The sequence below is a fragment of the Streptomyces sp. NPDC054842 genome, assembly GCF_053611025.1.
In genome coordinates, this window is the sequence record NZ_JBSGZN010000027.1 from 1 (window position 1) to 15,521 (window position 15,521).

Here is a 15,521-nt window from a genome sequence, read left to right on the forward strand (position 1 = left end):
GTGTTGTCCCCGGCCCGACGGGCCGGGGACAACACCGTGGTGGCTGATCCCGCAGCTCCCCTCACCCGCAGCCGGAGAGGGAGAGCCGCGGCGTCAGTGCGTGCCCGGGTGCAGGTAGGCGCGGTCCACCCGCTGCTCGACGGAGTTGCCGTCGGCGTCCCTGGCGGTCACGCGCAGCGTCACGTACGCGTCACCGTGCACGCGGGACGGACGTTCCACGGCCGCGGTGAAGTCCTGGCCCTTGCGGACCGTCGTGGCGACGACCCAGGTTCGGCCGTCGTCGTAGGACGCCTCGACCTTCACCTTCACCCCCTGTGGCGACGCCATGCCGTCCTGCATGCGCACGGCGAGCCCCAGACTGTGGCGCTTCGCCCGGCTCACCGCGTTCCGCGCGTCGACCGGTACGTCGTAGTCGACCTGCAGCAGGGGTAGTTGAGCCTTCCGTGCCGTGGTGTCCGACCGGAACGCCCATGACGTGTCGGTCGTCGTGCCGAAGGCCCAGTCGTCCGAGTCGCGGCCGGTGGTGAGGTCCAGCCGGTACGCGGCATCGCCGGCGGGGACCTCGATGTCGCCCCACGCGCCGATGCCGGACGCGGCGATCTGCCGGCCGTCGCGGTACAGCCGTGCCGTGGCGACGTCGGGCTCGGCGCCGAAGTAGGGGGCCTCGGCCACCGAGTAGTGAGCGGCTCCGGAGTCGGTGAACTCGGGGACGAACACGGACAGGGTGTTCCCCTCGCGCACCGACGGCCAGGCCGCTTCACGCGGGATGGACGGCCGCACCACGGCCCCGAACCACCGCTCGGTCGCGGTCCCGCCGGGACGGTAGGTGTGGGGTCGGTCCTGCATTCCGAGGCGCAACGTGTCGTCGGGCTGGTCGACGACGTTGTGGTGCACGATGTGCTTCCACAGCGTGTCCCCGCCGCTGACGTACTCGGTGCGGGTCACCCCCACCGGTACGTAGCGGCTGTACTGGTTCCAGGCGGTGTCCTGGTACGGCCGCCAGCCGAAGCGCTGCTCGCTCGCCCAGGCCGACCGGCCCGTGCGGGTGTAAGTGGCTTGGACGACCGCGCTGTTGTCCTTCGAGACGGTGTGCACCAGGTGCGCGGGAATCGACCCCTTGGACACCTGCGCCACGTCGTACAGGTAGGGGCTGCGTACCGTTCCGGAGAAGTCCACCGTCGTGTGGCGCTCGCGCACCCGCTTCAGCAGAGCCGCACCCTGCGTGAACGAGACGCGCATGGCCGGCACGGCCGTCCGCGGGCCGTCCGGACGCCACCTGGTCCAGGCGAGTTCGTTCTCCGGCCACACCAGCAACAGCGCCCCGGCGCCCGCGGAGTGGGCCTCGCGCGCCAGCTCCCTGGTGTCGTCGGCGATCGACTGGACGCGTACGACGGCCAGTTTGCCGTGCGTGCCGCGGAACGCGGGCGCCGCCGCGGTGCCGGCGTCCACGGCGGCCAGGTGCGCGCCACTTTCGTCGAAGACGGCGGACTCCTGCTCGTAGTAGGGAGTCAGAGCCGGCGAGTCGCCGGGGACACGCGCCCGCAGCTGAGGGGCGACCAGCTGCCAGCGGGAGTGGAACTCGAACGTGCCCTCGGTGACCGGAGCGACCCGGCTCACGTACAGGTGCTTGACGAGGTCGAACATCAAGTGGCCCTGGATCAGGCCCCGTCCGTCGATTTGGCGGTAGAAGGTGTCACCCAGCACCCCTCGCTGTTCGGCCGGGCGGGGCGTGCGGATCGTCACCTCCGTGACGTCCGAGGCATCCAGGGTCACCGTCCTGTCCTCGGTGACCTCGACGTCGGGACTGACGATCTCACCGACCTCGACGCCGTCGGTGTTTCCCTCCTCGAAGCCGTAGGTGAGGTGGTAGGTGCCCTCTTCGACGACGGCGACGGCGGCGTCCCGGTCCGTGTAGTCGACGAACCCGCTGCCCTCGCTGCCGCCCCAGATGTTCGGCAGCGCGCCGGGCACGACTTGACCGTCACGGCCGCGGTAGACGACCGTCAGCCGGTGCTGCTGGCCTCTGACCACGAGGGCCAGCGTCGTGTGGGCCACCACGGTGCCGTCGGCCGACGTGGCGGTGACGTAGCCGTAGTACTGGCCGCGGGTGGCCTTCGACGCGTCGACCCGCAGCGGAACCCCGGTCCTGGCGCCGGGTGCCAGCTCCACGCTGCCCGAACCCAGACGGACGGCGCCCTCGGGAAGCGCGCGTCCGGTGCCGGTGGTCAGTCGGACCGCCAGGGTCAAAGTCAGCGTCCGGTCACCGGTGTTGGCGTAGTGGACGGTCCCCGCGTCCGTCTGTTCCTCGTCACCGGCCTGGAGGGTCGGCAGGGTGAGGGAACCGGTGGCGGTCACCGGGCCCATGGCGGTGGCCAGGTCGACGCGGCCCCCGCCCTGTTCGGTCACCCTGGTCCCGGGCACCGTGCGGGAGGTGCTGACCAGGGCGTCCTTGAGCTGCTGCGCCTCCCAGTCCGGGTGCTGCTGCGCGAGCAGCGCGGCGGCGCCGGCCACGTGCGGGGTCGCCATCGACGTGCCGGACGCCGCCGTGTAGTCGGCGTCGACCGGCTTGCCCATGGCGGTACCGGCCGCGCGGGCGGCGACGATGTCGACGCCGGGGGCGGTCACGTCGGGTTTGGCCGCGCCGTCACCACTGCGCGGGCCCCGGCTGGAGAAGGACGCGAGGGAGTCGTCGCGGTCGACGGCGCCGACGGTGAGGGCGGCGTCGGCGGCACCGGGGGAGCCGACCGTGGACGGGCCCCCTTCGCCCGCGTTGCCGGCGGCGACGACGAAGAGCGTGCCGGTCGAGGCGGTCAGGGTGTTCACGGCCTGGCTCATCGGATCGGTGCCGTCGCTCGGCCCCTCCGAGCCGAGGCTCATGTTGACGACCTCGGCGTGCCGGCCGGCGGCCCATTCCATGCCGTCGACCACGGCGGACTCGCTGCCGTAGCCGTCGTCACCCAGCACCTTGCCGATCAGCAGGCCGGCCCGCGGCGCGACCCCCCGCCGGGTTCCCGAGGACGCGGCACCGGTGCCGCCCACGGTCGAGGCGACGTGCGTGCCGTGGCCGAACGCGTCGTTCGTGCCCGCGCTCGTGGAGAAGTTCCGGGTCTCCGTGATGCGCCCGGCGAGGTCGGGGTGGTTCGCGTCGACACCGGTGTCCAGGACGGCCACGTTGACACCCTGGCCCTCGTAGCCGGCCTTCCACGCGGCCGGCGCGTTGATCTGCGCCGTGCTGCGGTCCAGTACGGCTCCCACCCTGCCGTCCAGGAAGACGTGCGGTGCGACGGCCGCACGGGCGCTGTCCGCGCCCGCGGGGGCGTTCAGCGTCTTCCAGAACCGGCCCAGGTCCTTGCCGGCGATCCGTACGGACCTGGCGTCGATGCTGCTCAGGGTGCGTGCGGGGGTGGCCGGGGAGTTCAGCGCCGTGAGCCGGTCCGCCGTCGTGGCCGCGGCCTTCGACTCCCGCGACGTGCGTCCGGTTCCGTCCGCGGACGGGTGTGAGGAGACGATCAGGGGCAGCGCGGACGAGTGGGCCTCGTCGTACTTCTGGGCGATCAGCCCCGTCACGTCGAACAGGCGGCGGTCCAGGGCGCCTCCGGTCACCAGGGCCTCGGCGTCCGAAGGCAGCACGGTCAGCGCCATGTCGTCTCCCTCAAGGGTGCGGAAGGAGACGTGTTCGCGTCCCGGGCCCGGCAGGACCGACGCGGTGCGGCGGCCTCCGGGCAGTGACGTCACGGTCACCCGGTCACCGGTCAGCAGCCGCACGGTGGCGGACGCCGCCTTCCGGCCGGTGCCGGTGAACTCCTTCGTCCCGTCCGCCTCCGTGCTGGACGAGGCGGGTGCCACGCCGCCCCAGGTCACCACCAGCACGGTCGATATCGCCGCCGACAAGCGGATCCATGCCATCAGTCAACTACCTTTCGTACAGCACGACGTCACGTGCTGTACGACAGAATCTGCGCACGCCAGGGGCCTGTCAGCAGCATCGCCTGGCGAACAGGCGACATGTCGCAACGGCGACACGGAGGCACGTACACCGCCACGACGCCCCCCTCGACGGGCCTCCTGCCGGGACCGCCTCGACAGAAGCGGCGGTACCGGGCGGACGGGAGGCAGGGAGGGCCTCGGACGCCCGGACCGCCCGCGCGCTGGGGGATTGGCCACCAGCGACTCCCGCCCCCCGGCGATATGGGCGTCAGATCACCCGCAGCCGTACCAGGGCGCCCAGCGTCAACGCCCCCGGGAGCAGCGGCAGCCAGACGGTGATGATGCGGTAGCCGAGGACCGCCGCGGTCGCCAGAGCCGCCGGGCTCCCCGCGGCCACGAGCGTGACGATCAGCGCCGCCTCGACGGAACCGATGCCGCCCGGGACCGGCACCAGGGCCACCGCGACCGTCGCCGCCAGATACGCGACGGCCAGATGCGCGGGCGGCACCGGGACGTCCAACGCCCGCCCCACCGCGGCCAGTCCGGCCGCCTGGAGCACCGGGAACGCCAGCGCCCCGCCCCACAGCCCGCACGCCCGCGCCGGACTGACGTGCACGGAGCGCGCCTCACCGAGCGCGGTACGCAGGAACGTACCGACCGCCGTCCGCACGCGGCGCACGAGAAGCAGCGCCGCGGCCACGGCGCACAGGCCGGCGACCCCGGCGACCAGCAGCGGGCCGACCGCATCCGAGGGCACGAGCGTCCCCGGGCGCAGCGCGTCGGGGAACACGAACAGCAGCACGACCAGCAGGCCCACGCGGCTGATCGACTCGGCGAGCAGATAGAGCGCCAGGGCGGCGGACGCGCGGGGGAGCGGCACACCGCACACCGTCATGAAGCGGAGGTTGACCGCGCTCGCGCCGAGCCCGGTCGGGAGCAGGTGGTTGGCGGCGCCCGCCGCGAACTGCGCGGCGAGCAGCCGGCGCGCGGGCAGCCGCTCGACGACCGCGCCCTGGCGGGTGAACGCGGCGGCCACCCAGGTGAGGCAGGTCGCCGCGACGGCCACCGCCAGCCACGGCCAGTCGGCGCCGCGCAGCTGCCCGAAGCCCTCCTGGAGCACCGAGCGGTGGCGCAGCCCGACCCACACCACGAGGGCGATCGGCAGCAGGCACAGGACCTTGCGGACCGGCACGCGTCGGGGAAGCGATTCGGGAAGGGATACGGCAGTCACATCGGGAGAGGTTTTCCACACCGCACCAACGTGGGGTTGCGCGCGCGAGGACGCCGGCTGACACGCGGGGCAAGCCGCGGAAGACCCCGACGGCGGCCCCGTACGGCCCGGTGCGCGCAGGGCGGGCGCGCGGGCCGGGGGAGTCCGGTCCGCCGGACGCGACGCGCGGGCGCACCACGGTCCGGACGGGGAGGAAACCGGTGAACGGTTGACCTCAAGGTTGCTTGAGGTCCTACCGTCTTCTTCATGAGCATGGAGACCACAGCCTGGACGCAGCTGCACAGCGTCATGAACGCGCAGCAGGAGCGCCGGCCCCTCGCCCGCGCCACCCTGCGCCGCATCACCGCCTTCGCCCGCCCCCACCGCCGCCGGATCGCCTGCTTCGTGCTGCTCAGCGTGGTGACCGCCCTGCTCGCCGTGGCGACCCCGGTCCTGGCCGGGCACGTCGTGGACGTCATCGTGTCCGACGGCGACGAGGACACGGTGGTGCGCCTCGCCGTCCTCATCGCGGTCATCGCGCTGGCCGAGGCCGCCTTCGGGATCGTCGGCCGCTGGCTGTCGTCGACGCTCGGCGAGGGGCTCATCCTGGATCTGCGCACCGCTGTCTTCGATCATGTGCAGCGCATGCCGGTCGCGTTCTTCACACGTACCCGTACGGGCGCGCTCGTCAGCCGACTCAACAACGACGTGATCGGTGCCCAGCGGGCCTTCAGCAACACCCTCTCCGGAGTCGTCAGCAACGTCGTCACCCTGCTGCTGACCCTCGCCGTGATGCTCACCCTGTCCTGGCAGATCACCCTGCTCGCCCTGGTGCTGCTCCCGGTGTTCGTGGTCCCCGCCCGCCGCATGGGCAGCCGCATGGCCAGACTCCAGCGGGAGGCGGCCGACCTCAACGCCTCGATGGGCACCCGGATGACCGAGCGCTTCTCGGCTCCCGGCGCCACCCTCGTCAAGCTCTTCGGCCGCCCTGGCGAGGAGTCCGTCGAGTTCGCGGCCCGGGCCGCCCGGGTCCGCGACATCGGCGTGCGGACGGCCATGGCGCAGTCCGCGTTCATCACCGCGCTGACCCTCGTGTCGGCCCTGGCCCTCGCGCTCGTGTACGGACTCGGCGGCTGGTTCGCCCTGCGCGGCAGCCTGGAGCCGGGCGCCGTCGTCTCCCTCGCCCTGCTGCTGACCCGCCTCTACGCGCCGCTGACCTCGCTCGCCGGGGCCCGGGTGGAGGTCATGAGCGCCCTCGTCAGCTTCGAGCGGGTCTTCGAGGTCCTCGACCTGAGGCCGCTCATCGAGGAGAAGCCGGACGCCGGGAAGGTCCCCGAGGGCCCGGTGTCCGTGGAGTTCGACGACGTCCGCTTCGCCTACCCCTCCGCCGACAAGGTCTCCCTGGCCTCGTTGGAGGAGGTCGCCGCGCTCGACACCCGCGGCGGCGCCGAGGTCCTGCACGGCGTCTCCTTCCGCGCGGAGCCCGGCCAGACCGTCGCGCTCGTCGGGTCGTCCGGCGCCGGCAAGTCCACCATCGCCCAGCTGCTGCCCCGCCTCTACGACACCGACGAGGGCACCGTCCGCATCGGCGGCGTCGACGTGCGCGACCTGAGCGCCGAGTCGATGCGCGAGACCCTCGGCATGGTCACCCAGGACGGCCACCTCTTCCACGACTCGGTGCGCGCCAACCTGCTGCTCGCCCGTCCGGCCGCGACCAAGGACGACCTGTGGGACGTGCTGCGCCGGGCCCGCCTGGAAGACCTCGTACGATCCCTGCCCGACGGCCTGGACACGGTGGTCGGCGAGCGCGGCTACCGGCTCTCCGGCGGTGAGCGCCAGCGCATGACCATCGCCCGGCTGCTGCTCGCCCGCCAGCGCGTCGTCATCCTCGACGAGGCCACCGCGCACCTGGACAACACCTCGGAGGCGGCCGTGCAGGAAGCGCTGGCCGAGGCGCTGGAGGGACGGACGGCCGTCGTGATCGCCCACCGGCTGTCCACGGTGCGGGCCGCCGACGTCATCCTCGTCGTGGAGGCGGGACGGATCGTGGAACGCGGCACGCACGACGAACTGCTCGCCGCCGGTGGCCGCTACGCGGAGCTGTACCGCACCCAGTTCGCCAAGGCGGGCACCGCCCACGAGGACGCGGTGGGGCAGTCGGACCCGGCCGCGGACGAGGTGACGGAGACGGCGGTGGCGTGAGCGGCGGCATCGGCCGGGCCGGTGTGAACCGCCGGCCCGGTCACGGGCCCGCCGGCTCCGGCCGGCGAAGCGGCAGGAGCACGGTGAACACCGTCCCGCCGGGCTCGGCGCCCAGCTCGATGGTGCCGCCGTGCGCCCGGACCAGGGAGCGGGCCACCGCGAGGCCGAGGCCGCTGCCCCCGCGGTCACGGCTGCGGGCCTTGTCGACGCGGTAGAAGCGGTCGAAGACCCGTTCCCGGTCGGCGGCCGGGACGCCCGTCCTCGTCCTGAGCGCCGCGGGCCTGATCCCCGTCTGGCGCTACGAGGCGTCGCCCCACGGCTCCGCCGCCCAGGCGTCCGCGCCGCCCCCGAGCCCCACGTCCCCCTCCGCGCCGTCCCCTTCCTCGGCGTCCTCACGGGTCGTCGCCGGCCCGGTCGTGGACACCGAGAAGGGCCCCGTGCAGGTCGAGGTGACCTTCGAGGGGAACCGGATCGCCTCGGTGCGGATGCTGCGCCGGCCCGACCATCCGCAGACCACGGCGGCCGTCCCCGAACTGGTCGCGGAGACGCTGAGGGCGCAGAGCGCGGACGTCGACACGGTGTCGGGCGCCACGGTCACCAGCGACGGCTACCGCACGTCCCTCCAGGCAGCGATCGACGCGAAGGACTCCTGAGGTGCGCCGCGTCGAGCACGTCATGGGTTTCCCGGTGTCCCTGCGGATCGACGACGTGGACGTCCCCGACGACGTCCACGAGGGCGCCGCCGAGGCGGTGTTCGGCTCGCTGCGGGAAGCCGACGCCCGCTTCAGCCCCTTCAGGTCCGACAGCGAGGTGTCCCGGCTGGACCGGGGTGAACTCGCCGCCGACGACATCGCCCCGGACCTGCGGGAGATCCTTCACCTGTGCGAGCACTACCGCGAGGCGACCGGCGGCGCCTTCGACGTCCGCCTGCCCGGTCGCGGCCTCGACCCCTGCGGGGTGGTCAAGGGCTGGGCGGTGCAGCGGGCGGCGGACCTCCTGACACGAGCCGGGGCCCGCAGGTTCTGCCTCAACGCGGGCGGTGACGTGGTGACTTCCGGCGGTCCCTGGCGCATCGGCGTACGGCACCCCGAACACGCCAACCGACTGTGCACGGTCCTGCACGTGACGGACGGCGCGGTCGCGACCTCCGCGCGCTACGAACGCGGCGACCACATCATCGACGCCCGCACCCGCCACCCGTCGACGTCCCTGCTCAGCCTGACGGTCCTCGCCCCGACGCTGACAACAGCGGACGCGGTGGCGACGGCGGCCTTCGCGATGGGCGAGGAGGGCGTGAGCTGGGCGGCGGGACAGGCGGGGTGCGAGGTGTTCGCGGTGGACGCGCGCCTGGGGGTGTTGCGGACGGAGGGGTTTCCGGGGGAATGGCTCAGGGCGGGGTGAGCTGGCGTGGGTGGAGCCGCCTGGTGGGGAACGGCCTGATGGCAGGCGGCGGTTCGCGGTGACCGGCTGACGGACGGGGCTGCGGCGGGGGCCTCGCGTGGGCGTGCACCAGGCGGACACCGTGTCTGTAGTTCAAGCCCGGTGTCACCGGTAGCTGTTGAGTGCCGGCCGCCGGACAAGCTCACTGGTCGGTGACGACGGGGAGCAGGGCTGCGGTGTCAGTGGGCTCAAGTAGGCTTCCCGCCACCGCTCACCGAGTTGAAGGACCACGACAATTGTCTGCGCTGTCTGCTTTCCCGCTGCCCTTTCATGCCTCTCGTTCCATAGCGTTCGCGACACCGCGCACGCTGCGGGAACTGCAGATGATGCAGTGCAGCGCTCACATCCGGGCGAAGCCGCAGTGGTCCGAGAAGATGAACGACGACGGCATCGTCGGCCGGTGGACGAAGGAAGCGCTGGCGCAGGGTCTCACCGAGGCGCAGGTCCGTTACGTCCTCGCCGAACTCCACCACTACGCCGCGCTGCGGGACGGCCGGACCGGCGCCGAGGTCTCCGCCGTCGACGGGGTCTGGCAGTCGGACACCCTGGTCGACGAAGGGCTCAGGTCCCGGCTGCGGGAGGCGGTCCGGGTGCTGGAAGAGGTCCCCCAAGCGGAGAAGGACTGGCACCCCGGATCGGACGGCCAGGTCCTGGATCTGGTCCACCCCTCACTGTTCTGTCTGGTGAAGGACGTGAGCGGCGCACCCGAGCGGGCCTGGCAGAACCCTACGAACAGCTACTCCAAGTACGAGTTCTCGGAGCGGTTCCAGTGGCTGCCCACGGACGTCGACGTCAGTGACGAGGGCGGGGTCGCCTTCCGTTCGTACGTGAACAACGTCCACCCGGAGACGCACGAACTGGCCGCCGTCCTGCCGGACTTGTTCGCGCGCATGCTCCCGCTGTGGGAGAACGTGCTCACCGACCTGCGTCATCCGCGGCCCCCGCGCATCGAGGCCGACCCGTGGGGCTGGTACGACTCGGAGCCGGAGTACCCGGACAGGGACGCCTACAGTGACGAGGCGGCCCACGACGAAGCCGTCACGGCCTATGAGACCGCCATGGACGACTGGTGGGAGAACCGCCGCCCGGTCGTCCCGGACGCCCCGGCCTTCACCCCTCCCGCGCTGCCCGACGAGGCCGACCGGGTCGTCCTGCGCGGCCGCCGTCTCCAGGTCATCGTCAAGCTCGCCACCATCCACCTCACCCCGGACAAGCCCGAGTACGCCGGCGGTTCGTGGCATGTCGAGGGGATGCTGAACGAGCGGATCGTCTCGACCGGCATCTACTACTGGGACAGCGACAACATCACCGAGAGCCGGCTCGGTTTCCGGGCGGCACTCGACGACCCGTCCTACGAGCAGAACGACGACAACGGCCTGCGTGAGGTCTACGGCCTGGAGGACGAGGACGCGCTGAACCAGCCGCTGGGGTCGGTGTCGACCCCGGCCGGCCGCTGCCTGGCGTTCCCGAACGTCTTCCAGCACCGCGTCAGCCCGTTCCGCCTCACGGACCCCGCGCGCCCGGGGTACCGCAAGATTCTGGCGTTCTTCCTGGTCGACCCGTCGCAGACCATCGTCTCGACGTCCGACGTGCCCCCGCAACAGCCGTGGTCCGAGACGTCGACCATGACGCTCGACCAGGCCAGAGACTTCCGCGAACAGCTCATGCAGGAACGCAAGTTCTTCGTCGACGAGCACAACGAGCAGCTCTACGAGCGGGAGTTCTCGCTCTGCGAGCACTGAACGGGTCGGCCGCGGTGGAGTTCCGCCCGGCCGAGGAGTGACCCGAGGGCCGAGAACGACCACATGCGAGGCGGGGAACGCTGCGACGCCAAGACCTGCATCCAAGTGGCGGCCTTCCCGTCTCCGGAGGACCCGGGGCACGACGGGACACACACCGACCCGGGTCGGATCGGAACGGAGACGCCTGATGACGCAGACGCTTCACCCTTCCCGAGTGAAGCGCGTCGTCCTGGCCGCCGGGGTGGTGGCCGCACTCTGTCCGGCCGGCCCGGTCCTCGTGGCTTGCTCGGGGCCGCCCGAGTCGGGTGCGGTCGACAGGACCGGCGAAGTGCCGGGCTGGGACGACAAGGCCACCCCTGCGACGGTCGGTCGGCAGATGAACGTCGACCTTCCGTCGCGGGCCGCCGACATACGTGCGGCACGGCAGAACGGGTTCCAGGACGACGGCCTGCTGCTGGCCTTCACCCTCCCCACCTCCGCAGTGCACGGCTTCGTGGAGAAGCTCCGGCCCGAGAGGGAACTGAGGCAGCGCGACGAGCCCCGCAAGAGCGCCGCGAAGCCCGCGACCCCCTTCTCCTACTTCGGGCTCCCTGAACCCGAGTCGTTGCCGGACGTACGGGAAGGGCAGATCTGCGCCCCCTGCGGCGGAGACCTGAACTCGTTGTCGATCGCGGTGCACAGGCTGGACGACGGGGAGAGCCGGGTCTACCTGAAGGCGGTCGACTGACTGGCAGAGCGGAAGGCCGGAAGGCGAAGCTGCTCCGCCCGGGCCGTGCGCAGGATCACCGCACGCCGTCCGCGCCGCCGGGTGACGTAGATCGCTGTCCGAGCCCTGGACGGGGCGTAGGCAGGGGCCAGGTGGGCGCCGTACCCTGGCGGGCGTCGGCGCGTACCCCACCAGGACGCGACCCTCTGCAGCCCACGGGAGCCCCAGCTCATGTTCCGCACCATGTTCAAGTCCAAGATCCACCGCGCCACCGTCACCCAGGCCGACCTGCACTACGTGGGATCCGTGACCATCGACGCGGACCTGCTCGACGCCGCCGACCTGCTGCCCGGCGAACTCGTGCACATCGTCGACATCACCAACGGCGCCCGCCTGGAGACGTACGTCATCGAGGGTGAGCGCGGCTCGGGCGTCGTCGGTATCAACGGCGCCGCGGCCCACCTCGTGCACCCCGGCGATCTCGTGATCATCATCAGTTACGCTCAGGTGACCGACGCCGAGGCCCGGTCGCTGGAGCCGCGCGTCGTGCACGTGGACCGCGACAACCGGATCGTCGCCCTGGGCGCCGATCCGTCCGAGCCGGTGCCGGGCTCGGACCAGGAGCGCAGCCCGCAGGCCGTCCCGGCCTGAGCCGCGCTTCGTCGTCCGGGCCCGCACCCCATCCCGAGGAGTGCACCATGAGCGACATCGAGATCCGCGACGACCGGGGCGCCGGCCGTCTGGAGGCTTTCGCCGGGGACGAAATGGTCGGTCACATCGAGTACTTCGTCCTCGACGCCCCCGAGCGCGCCCTCGTCCCGGTGCACACCATCGTCGAGCCCGCGCACGAAGGCCAGGGCATCGGCGGCTCCCTCGCCCGTGAGCTGTACGCCATCGCCGGGCGCGAGGGCGTCACCGTCGCCCCGCTCTGCCCGTACGTCGTCAAGTGGGCCGCCCGTCACCCCGAGGAGGCCCCGGCGGCCGACCCCGGACTGGTGCAGGCGGCGACGGACTGGCTGGACGCCCACCCCGGCCGGTTCTGATGTCCGCACCGGGCACACTCGCCCTGCTCCACACCTCGCCCGCGCACATCCCCGTCTTCGACGCCCTGCGGGACGAGTCCCACCCGGAGCTGCGCCTGCGGCACTTCGTGGCCGAGGACCTGCTCTCCCGCGCCCGCGTCGGGGGTCCGGACGCGGTGGCCGCCGACGTACGCGCCGCGCTGGACCGGGCGGTCGCGGAGGGCGCCGGGGCCGTGCTCTGCACGTGTTCGACCATCGGCGCGGTCGCCGAGGCGGCGGGCGCCGGGGTGCCCGTGCTCCGCGTGGACCGGCCGATGGCCGCCGCCGCGGTGGCCGCCGGCCCGCGCGTCGTCGTCCTGGCCACGGTGGCGAGCACCCTCGCGCCGACGGTGGCCCTCGTGGAGGAGGAGGCGCGCCGGGCCGGACGCCCGGCCGAGGTCCGTACGCTCCTCGTCGACGGCGCGTTCGCCCGCTTCGAGGCGGGCGACACGGACGGCTGCGCCCGCCTCGTCGCCGAGGCCGCCGACGCGGTCACCGACGCCGACGTGATCGTCCTCGCCCAGGCGTCCATGGCCCCGGCGCGGCACCTGACGACGACCGCCGTGCCGGTGCTGGCGAGCCCCGGGCCGGGTCTGGCGGCGGGAGCGGACGCGTTGCGGCGACGGTGACGTACGCGCCGGGCCACGGGCAGGCGCTGGAGGCCCCGCGCGAGCCCTGACGGACGTGCCGGGCCGACGGTGACGTACGCGCCGCGTTGCCCGCGACTGACGCCGCTGCCTGTCCTGATGGACGGACCCCGCCGACCTGACGCACACTCCGGGCACTCGCCCCGCAGCACCCACCGGCCCCTGCGACCGGCCGGCCCAACCCTCAGCCTCACCCATGCCCCCGATTGGCCCCACCCGGTCGCGTTCCGTGGGGCGACGGGGTGACTGGGGGCGGCGGGGTCGGGTAGGCGTGGGACAAGTCCAGGGCCGACGTACCGACTGGCTGGAGGACATCATGAGCGAGCCGTTCCCCACTCCCGTACCGCCGAGTCCCACTCCGGGGCCGGTCCCCGGTCCGCAGCCGTTCCCGGATCCGGCGCCGCCGAACCCGGCCCCTCCGCCGAACCCGACCCCTCCGCCGGGTCCGGGCCCCGGTCCGCAGCCGGCTCCGGAGCCGCCGGCGCCGTCGCCCGTGCCGAAGCCGCCGGGGCCGGACCCCGTCCCGGAGCCGGAGCCGCAGCCGGGACCTCTCTCCTAGGCAGGGCCGACGTCCGAAAAGAGGGACACATCGCCGGTCGAGGCCGGCGACCTGATCCCGGATGCCGGGACCGGCGGGCGTACGCCACGGATCCGCATCGCCGGTCGCGGCCGGCGGCCCGAATGCAGAGGGCGGCCTCACCGGGCGTACGCCCCGCAATCGCATCGCCGGTCGCGCCGGGCGGCCCGATCCCGGAGGCGGGTCCAGCGGGCGCCCGCCTTCCCGGACGCCCCCGCGGCCGGTGCGGAACCCCCTCCGCCCGCGCCGCACCCGCCCCGTCGCCCGCGGCGGGCGGAACCCCTCCCGTCCCAGCCCCCGTAGCCCGACCCGGCCCCCCGCACCGAGCCACCGGGGACCGGACCCCTGGAGCCGTCCTACGCCTCGACCTCCGACCGGTCCCCGCCCCACAGCGTGTGGAACGAGCCCTCGCGGTCGGTGCGCCGGTAGGTGTGCGCCCCGAAGAAGTCGCGCTGCCCCTGGGTGAGGGCGGCGGGCAGGCGCTCGGCGCGGAGCGCGTCGTAGTAGGCGAGCGCCGCCGCGAAACCGGGCGTCGGCACGCCCTGGAGGGTGGCCGCGACGAGCACCTCGCGCCAGTTGTCCTGGGCCGCCGCGATCTCCTGCGCGAACGTCTTGTCGGAGAGCAGGCTGGGCAGGTCGGCCCGGGCGTCGTACGCCGCGCGGATGCGGTCCAGGAAGGCGGCGCGGATGATGCAGCCGCCGCGCCAGATGGAGGCGACCGCGCCGAGGTCGATGTCCCAGCCGTACTCCGCGCTGCCCGCGCTGATCTCGTGGAAGCCCTGGGTGTACGACACGATCTTCGAGGCGTACAGCGCCTGCTCCACCCGGTCGGCGAAGGCCGCGGCCTCGCCCTCTCCGAGCTTGGCGGCCTTGGGGCCGGCGAGGTCGCGGGAGGCGGCCCGCAGGTCGGCGTGGCCGGACAGCGAGCGGGCGAAGACGGCCTCCGCGATGCCGGACACCGGGACGCCCAGGTCGAGGGCGATCTGCACGGTCCAGCGGCCCGTGCCCTTCTGCTCCGCCCGGTCCTGGACGATGTCGACGAAGGGCTTGCCGGTTGCCTCGTCCACGTGCGAGAGGACCTCGGCGGTGATCTCGATCAGGTACGAGTCGAGGCGCCCGGTGTTCCAGGTGCGGAAGATCTCCGCGATCTGCGCGGGAGAGTACCCGGCCACGTCGCGCAGCAGCTGGTAGGCCTCGCCGATCAGCTGCATGTCGGCGTACTCGATGCCGTTGTGGACCATCTTCACGAAGTGCCCGGCGCCGTCGGGGCCGCAGTGCGTCACGCAGGGCGAGCCGTCCGACGCCTTGGCGGAGATCTTCTCCAGCATCGGGCCCAGCGACGCGTACGACTCCTCTGAACCCCCGGGCATGATGCTCGGTCCGTGCAGGGCGCCCTCCTCGCCGCCGGAGATGCCCGTGCCGACGAAGTGGATGCCCTGCTCGCGCAGCTCGCGCTCCCGGCGGCGGGTGTCGGCGAAGTGCGCGTTGCCGCCGTCGATGATCATGTCCCCGGCTTCCAGGAGCGGGGCGAACTCCTTGATCACCGCGTCGGTGGGGTCACCGGCCTTGACCATGATCACCAGGCGGCGCGGACGCTCCAGGGCCGCCACGAACTCCTTCGCGGTCTCGGCCGCCACGAAATCGCCCTCGTGCCCGAACTCCTCCACCAGGGCGTGCGTTTTCGAGGAGGTCCGGTTGTGCAGGGCGACCGCGTAGCCGTTGCGGGCGAAGTTGCGGGCGAGGTTGCGGCCCATGACCGCGAGGCCCGTGACGCCGATCTGCGCTGAAGTGCTCATAGGTACTCCTGAGAGGTCCTGTTGCCGCTGATGCCGGTCGTGCTGGTCGTGCTGGTCAGTATTGCCCTCGGGCCATCCTGACCCGCCGACGGTGTGTACGCAGAAGAACCCGTCCGCGCCTCATCCAATGGCTGTGAGTCCGCGCCTCATCCGGGGGCTGCCCGTCCGTGCCTCATGGGCACCGCCCCCCCCCCGGCGACCGGTCGCGCGGTG

11 protein-coding genes and 1 pseudogene are annotated in these 15,521 nt (G+C 72.9%); 8 read left to right on the top strand and 4 right to left on the bottom strand.

Annotated features, from left to right (window positions below; genetic code table 11):
• Window positions 1-93: 93 nt before the first annotated feature.
• Both ACWGIS_RS21445 and ACWGIS_RS21450 read right to left on the bottom strand, forming a co-directional pair.
• Window positions 94-3,906 carry a S8 family serine peptidase gene (locus ACWGIS_RS21445; RefSeq protein WP_453364038.1) on the bottom strand — a complete coding sequence of 1,271 codons (3,813 nt, stop codon included), beginning with the start codon at window positions 3,904-3,906 and terminating at the stop codon, window positions 94-96.
• A 289-nt stretch (window positions 3,907-4,195) separates the two neighbouring features.
• A complete protein-coding gene (locus ACWGIS_RS21450) occupies window positions 4,196-5,158 on the bottom strand; it encodes a lysylphosphatidylglycerol synthase transmembrane domain-containing protein (protein ID WP_453364039.1) in 963 nt (320 codons plus the stop codon).
• 252 nt (window positions 5,159-5,410) lie between these two features.
• Here ACWGIS_RS21450 and ACWGIS_RS21455 point away from each other — a divergent pair, with 252 nt between their 5' ends.
• Window positions 5,411-7,339, top strand: coding sequence for an ABC transporter ATP-binding protein (locus ACWGIS_RS21455; protein WP_453364130.1), 1,929 nt, complete (start codon window positions 5,411-5,413; stop codon window positions 7,337-7,339).
• 40 nt (window positions 7,340-7,379) lie between these two features.
• Here ACWGIS_RS21455 and ACWGIS_RS21460 read toward each other — a convergent pair.
• Window positions 7,380-7,595 (bottom strand): annotated as a pseudogene (locus tag ACWGIS_RS21460) (ATP-binding protein); the annotation flags it as partial.
• Window positions 7,596-7,605: 10 nt separating this feature from the next.
• On the opposite strand from ACWGIS_RS21460, the gene ACWGIS_RS21465 reads away from it, so the two are divergent.
• The 7 genes from ACWGIS_RS21465 to ACWGIS_RS21495 all read left to right on the top strand — a co-directional run bounded on the left by ACWGIS_RS21465 (window position 7,606) and on the right by ACWGIS_RS21495 (window position 12,917).
• Window positions 7,606-7,992 carry an FMN-binding protein gene (locus tag ACWGIS_RS21465; RefSeq protein ID WP_453364131.1) on the top strand — a complete coding sequence of 129 codons (387 nt, stop codon included), beginning with the start codon at window positions 7,606-7,608 and terminating at the stop codon, window positions 7,990-7,992.
• A gap of 1 nt (window position 7,993) precedes the next feature.
• Complete coding sequence (locus ACWGIS_RS21470; RefSeq protein ID WP_453364040.1) at window positions 7,994-8,740, top strand: FAD:protein FMN transferase; 747 nt, start codon at window positions 7,994-7,996, stop codon at window positions 8,738-8,740.
• Between the two features lie 275 nt (window positions 8,741-9,015).
• Window positions 9,016-10,521, top strand: a complete 1,506-nt coding sequence (locus tag ACWGIS_RS21475) for a DUF4246 domain-containing protein (protein WP_453364041.1) — start codon at window positions 9,016-9,018, stop codon at window positions 10,519-10,521.
• Between the two features lie 214 nt (window positions 10,522-10,735).
• Entirely contained in the window at window positions 10,736-11,248 is a 513-nt protein-coding gene (locus tag ACWGIS_RS21480; protein ID WP_453364042.1) for a hypothetical protein, read from the top strand.
• Window positions 11,249-11,458: 210 nt separating this feature from the next.
• A complete protein-coding gene (panD, locus tag ACWGIS_RS21485) occupies window positions 11,459-11,878 on the top strand; it encodes an aspartate 1-decarboxylase (RefSeq protein WP_356165189.1) in 420 nt (139 codons plus the stop codon).
• Between the two features lie 47 nt (window positions 11,879-11,925).
• A complete protein-coding gene (locus tag ACWGIS_RS21490) occupies window positions 11,926-12,270 on the top strand; it encodes a GNAT family N-acetyltransferase (RefSeq protein ID WP_453364043.1) in 345 nt (114 codons plus the stop codon).
• The gene (locus ACWGIS_RS21495) at window positions 12,270-12,917 is read left to right on the top strand and encodes an aspartate/glutamate racemase family protein (RefSeq protein ID WP_453364044.1); all 648 of its coding nucleotides are present in this window, start codon (window positions 12,270-12,272) and stop codon (window positions 12,915-12,917) included. The genes ACWGIS_RS21490 and ACWGIS_RS21495 overlap by 1 nt, the downstream gene beginning before the upstream one ends.
• Before the next feature lie 951 nt (window positions 12,918-13,868).
• Here ACWGIS_RS21495 and gndA read toward each other — a convergent pair.
• The gene (gene gndA, locus ACWGIS_RS21500; protein ID WP_453364045.1) at window positions 13,869-15,308 is read right to left on the bottom strand and encodes an NADP-dependent phosphogluconate dehydrogenase; all 1,440 of its coding nucleotides are present in this window, start codon (window positions 15,306-15,308) and stop codon (window positions 13,869-13,871) included.
• Between the last annotated feature and the right edge of the window lie 213 nt (window positions 15,309-15,521).

Excerpts from the sequence above, each read along its gene's own strand:
- ACWGIS_RS21445 (WP_453364038.1), bottom strand. The coding sequence starts at position 3,906 with ATGGCATGGATCCGCTTGTCGGCGGCGATATCGACCGTGCTGGTGGTG.
- ACWGIS_RS21455 (WP_453364130.1), top strand. The coding sequence starts at position 5,411 with ATGGAGACCACAGCCTGGACGCAGCTGCACAGCGTCATGAACGCGCAG.
- panD (WP_356165189.1), top strand. The coding sequence starts at position 11,459 with ATGTTCCGCACCATGTTCAAGTCCAAGATCCACCGCGCCACCGTCACC.
- ACWGIS_RS21490 (WP_453364043.1), top strand. The coding sequence starts at position 11,926 with ATGAGCGACATCGAGATCCGCGACGACCGGGGCGCCGGCCGTCTGGAG.
- ACWGIS_RS21495 (WP_453364044.1), top strand. The coding sequence starts at position 12,270 with ATGTCCGCACCGGGCACACTCGCCCTGCTCCACACCTCGCCCGCGCAC.
- gndA (WP_453364045.1), bottom strand. The coding sequence starts at position 15,308 with ATGAGCACTTCAGCGCAGATCGGCGTCACGGGCCTCGCGGTCATGGGC.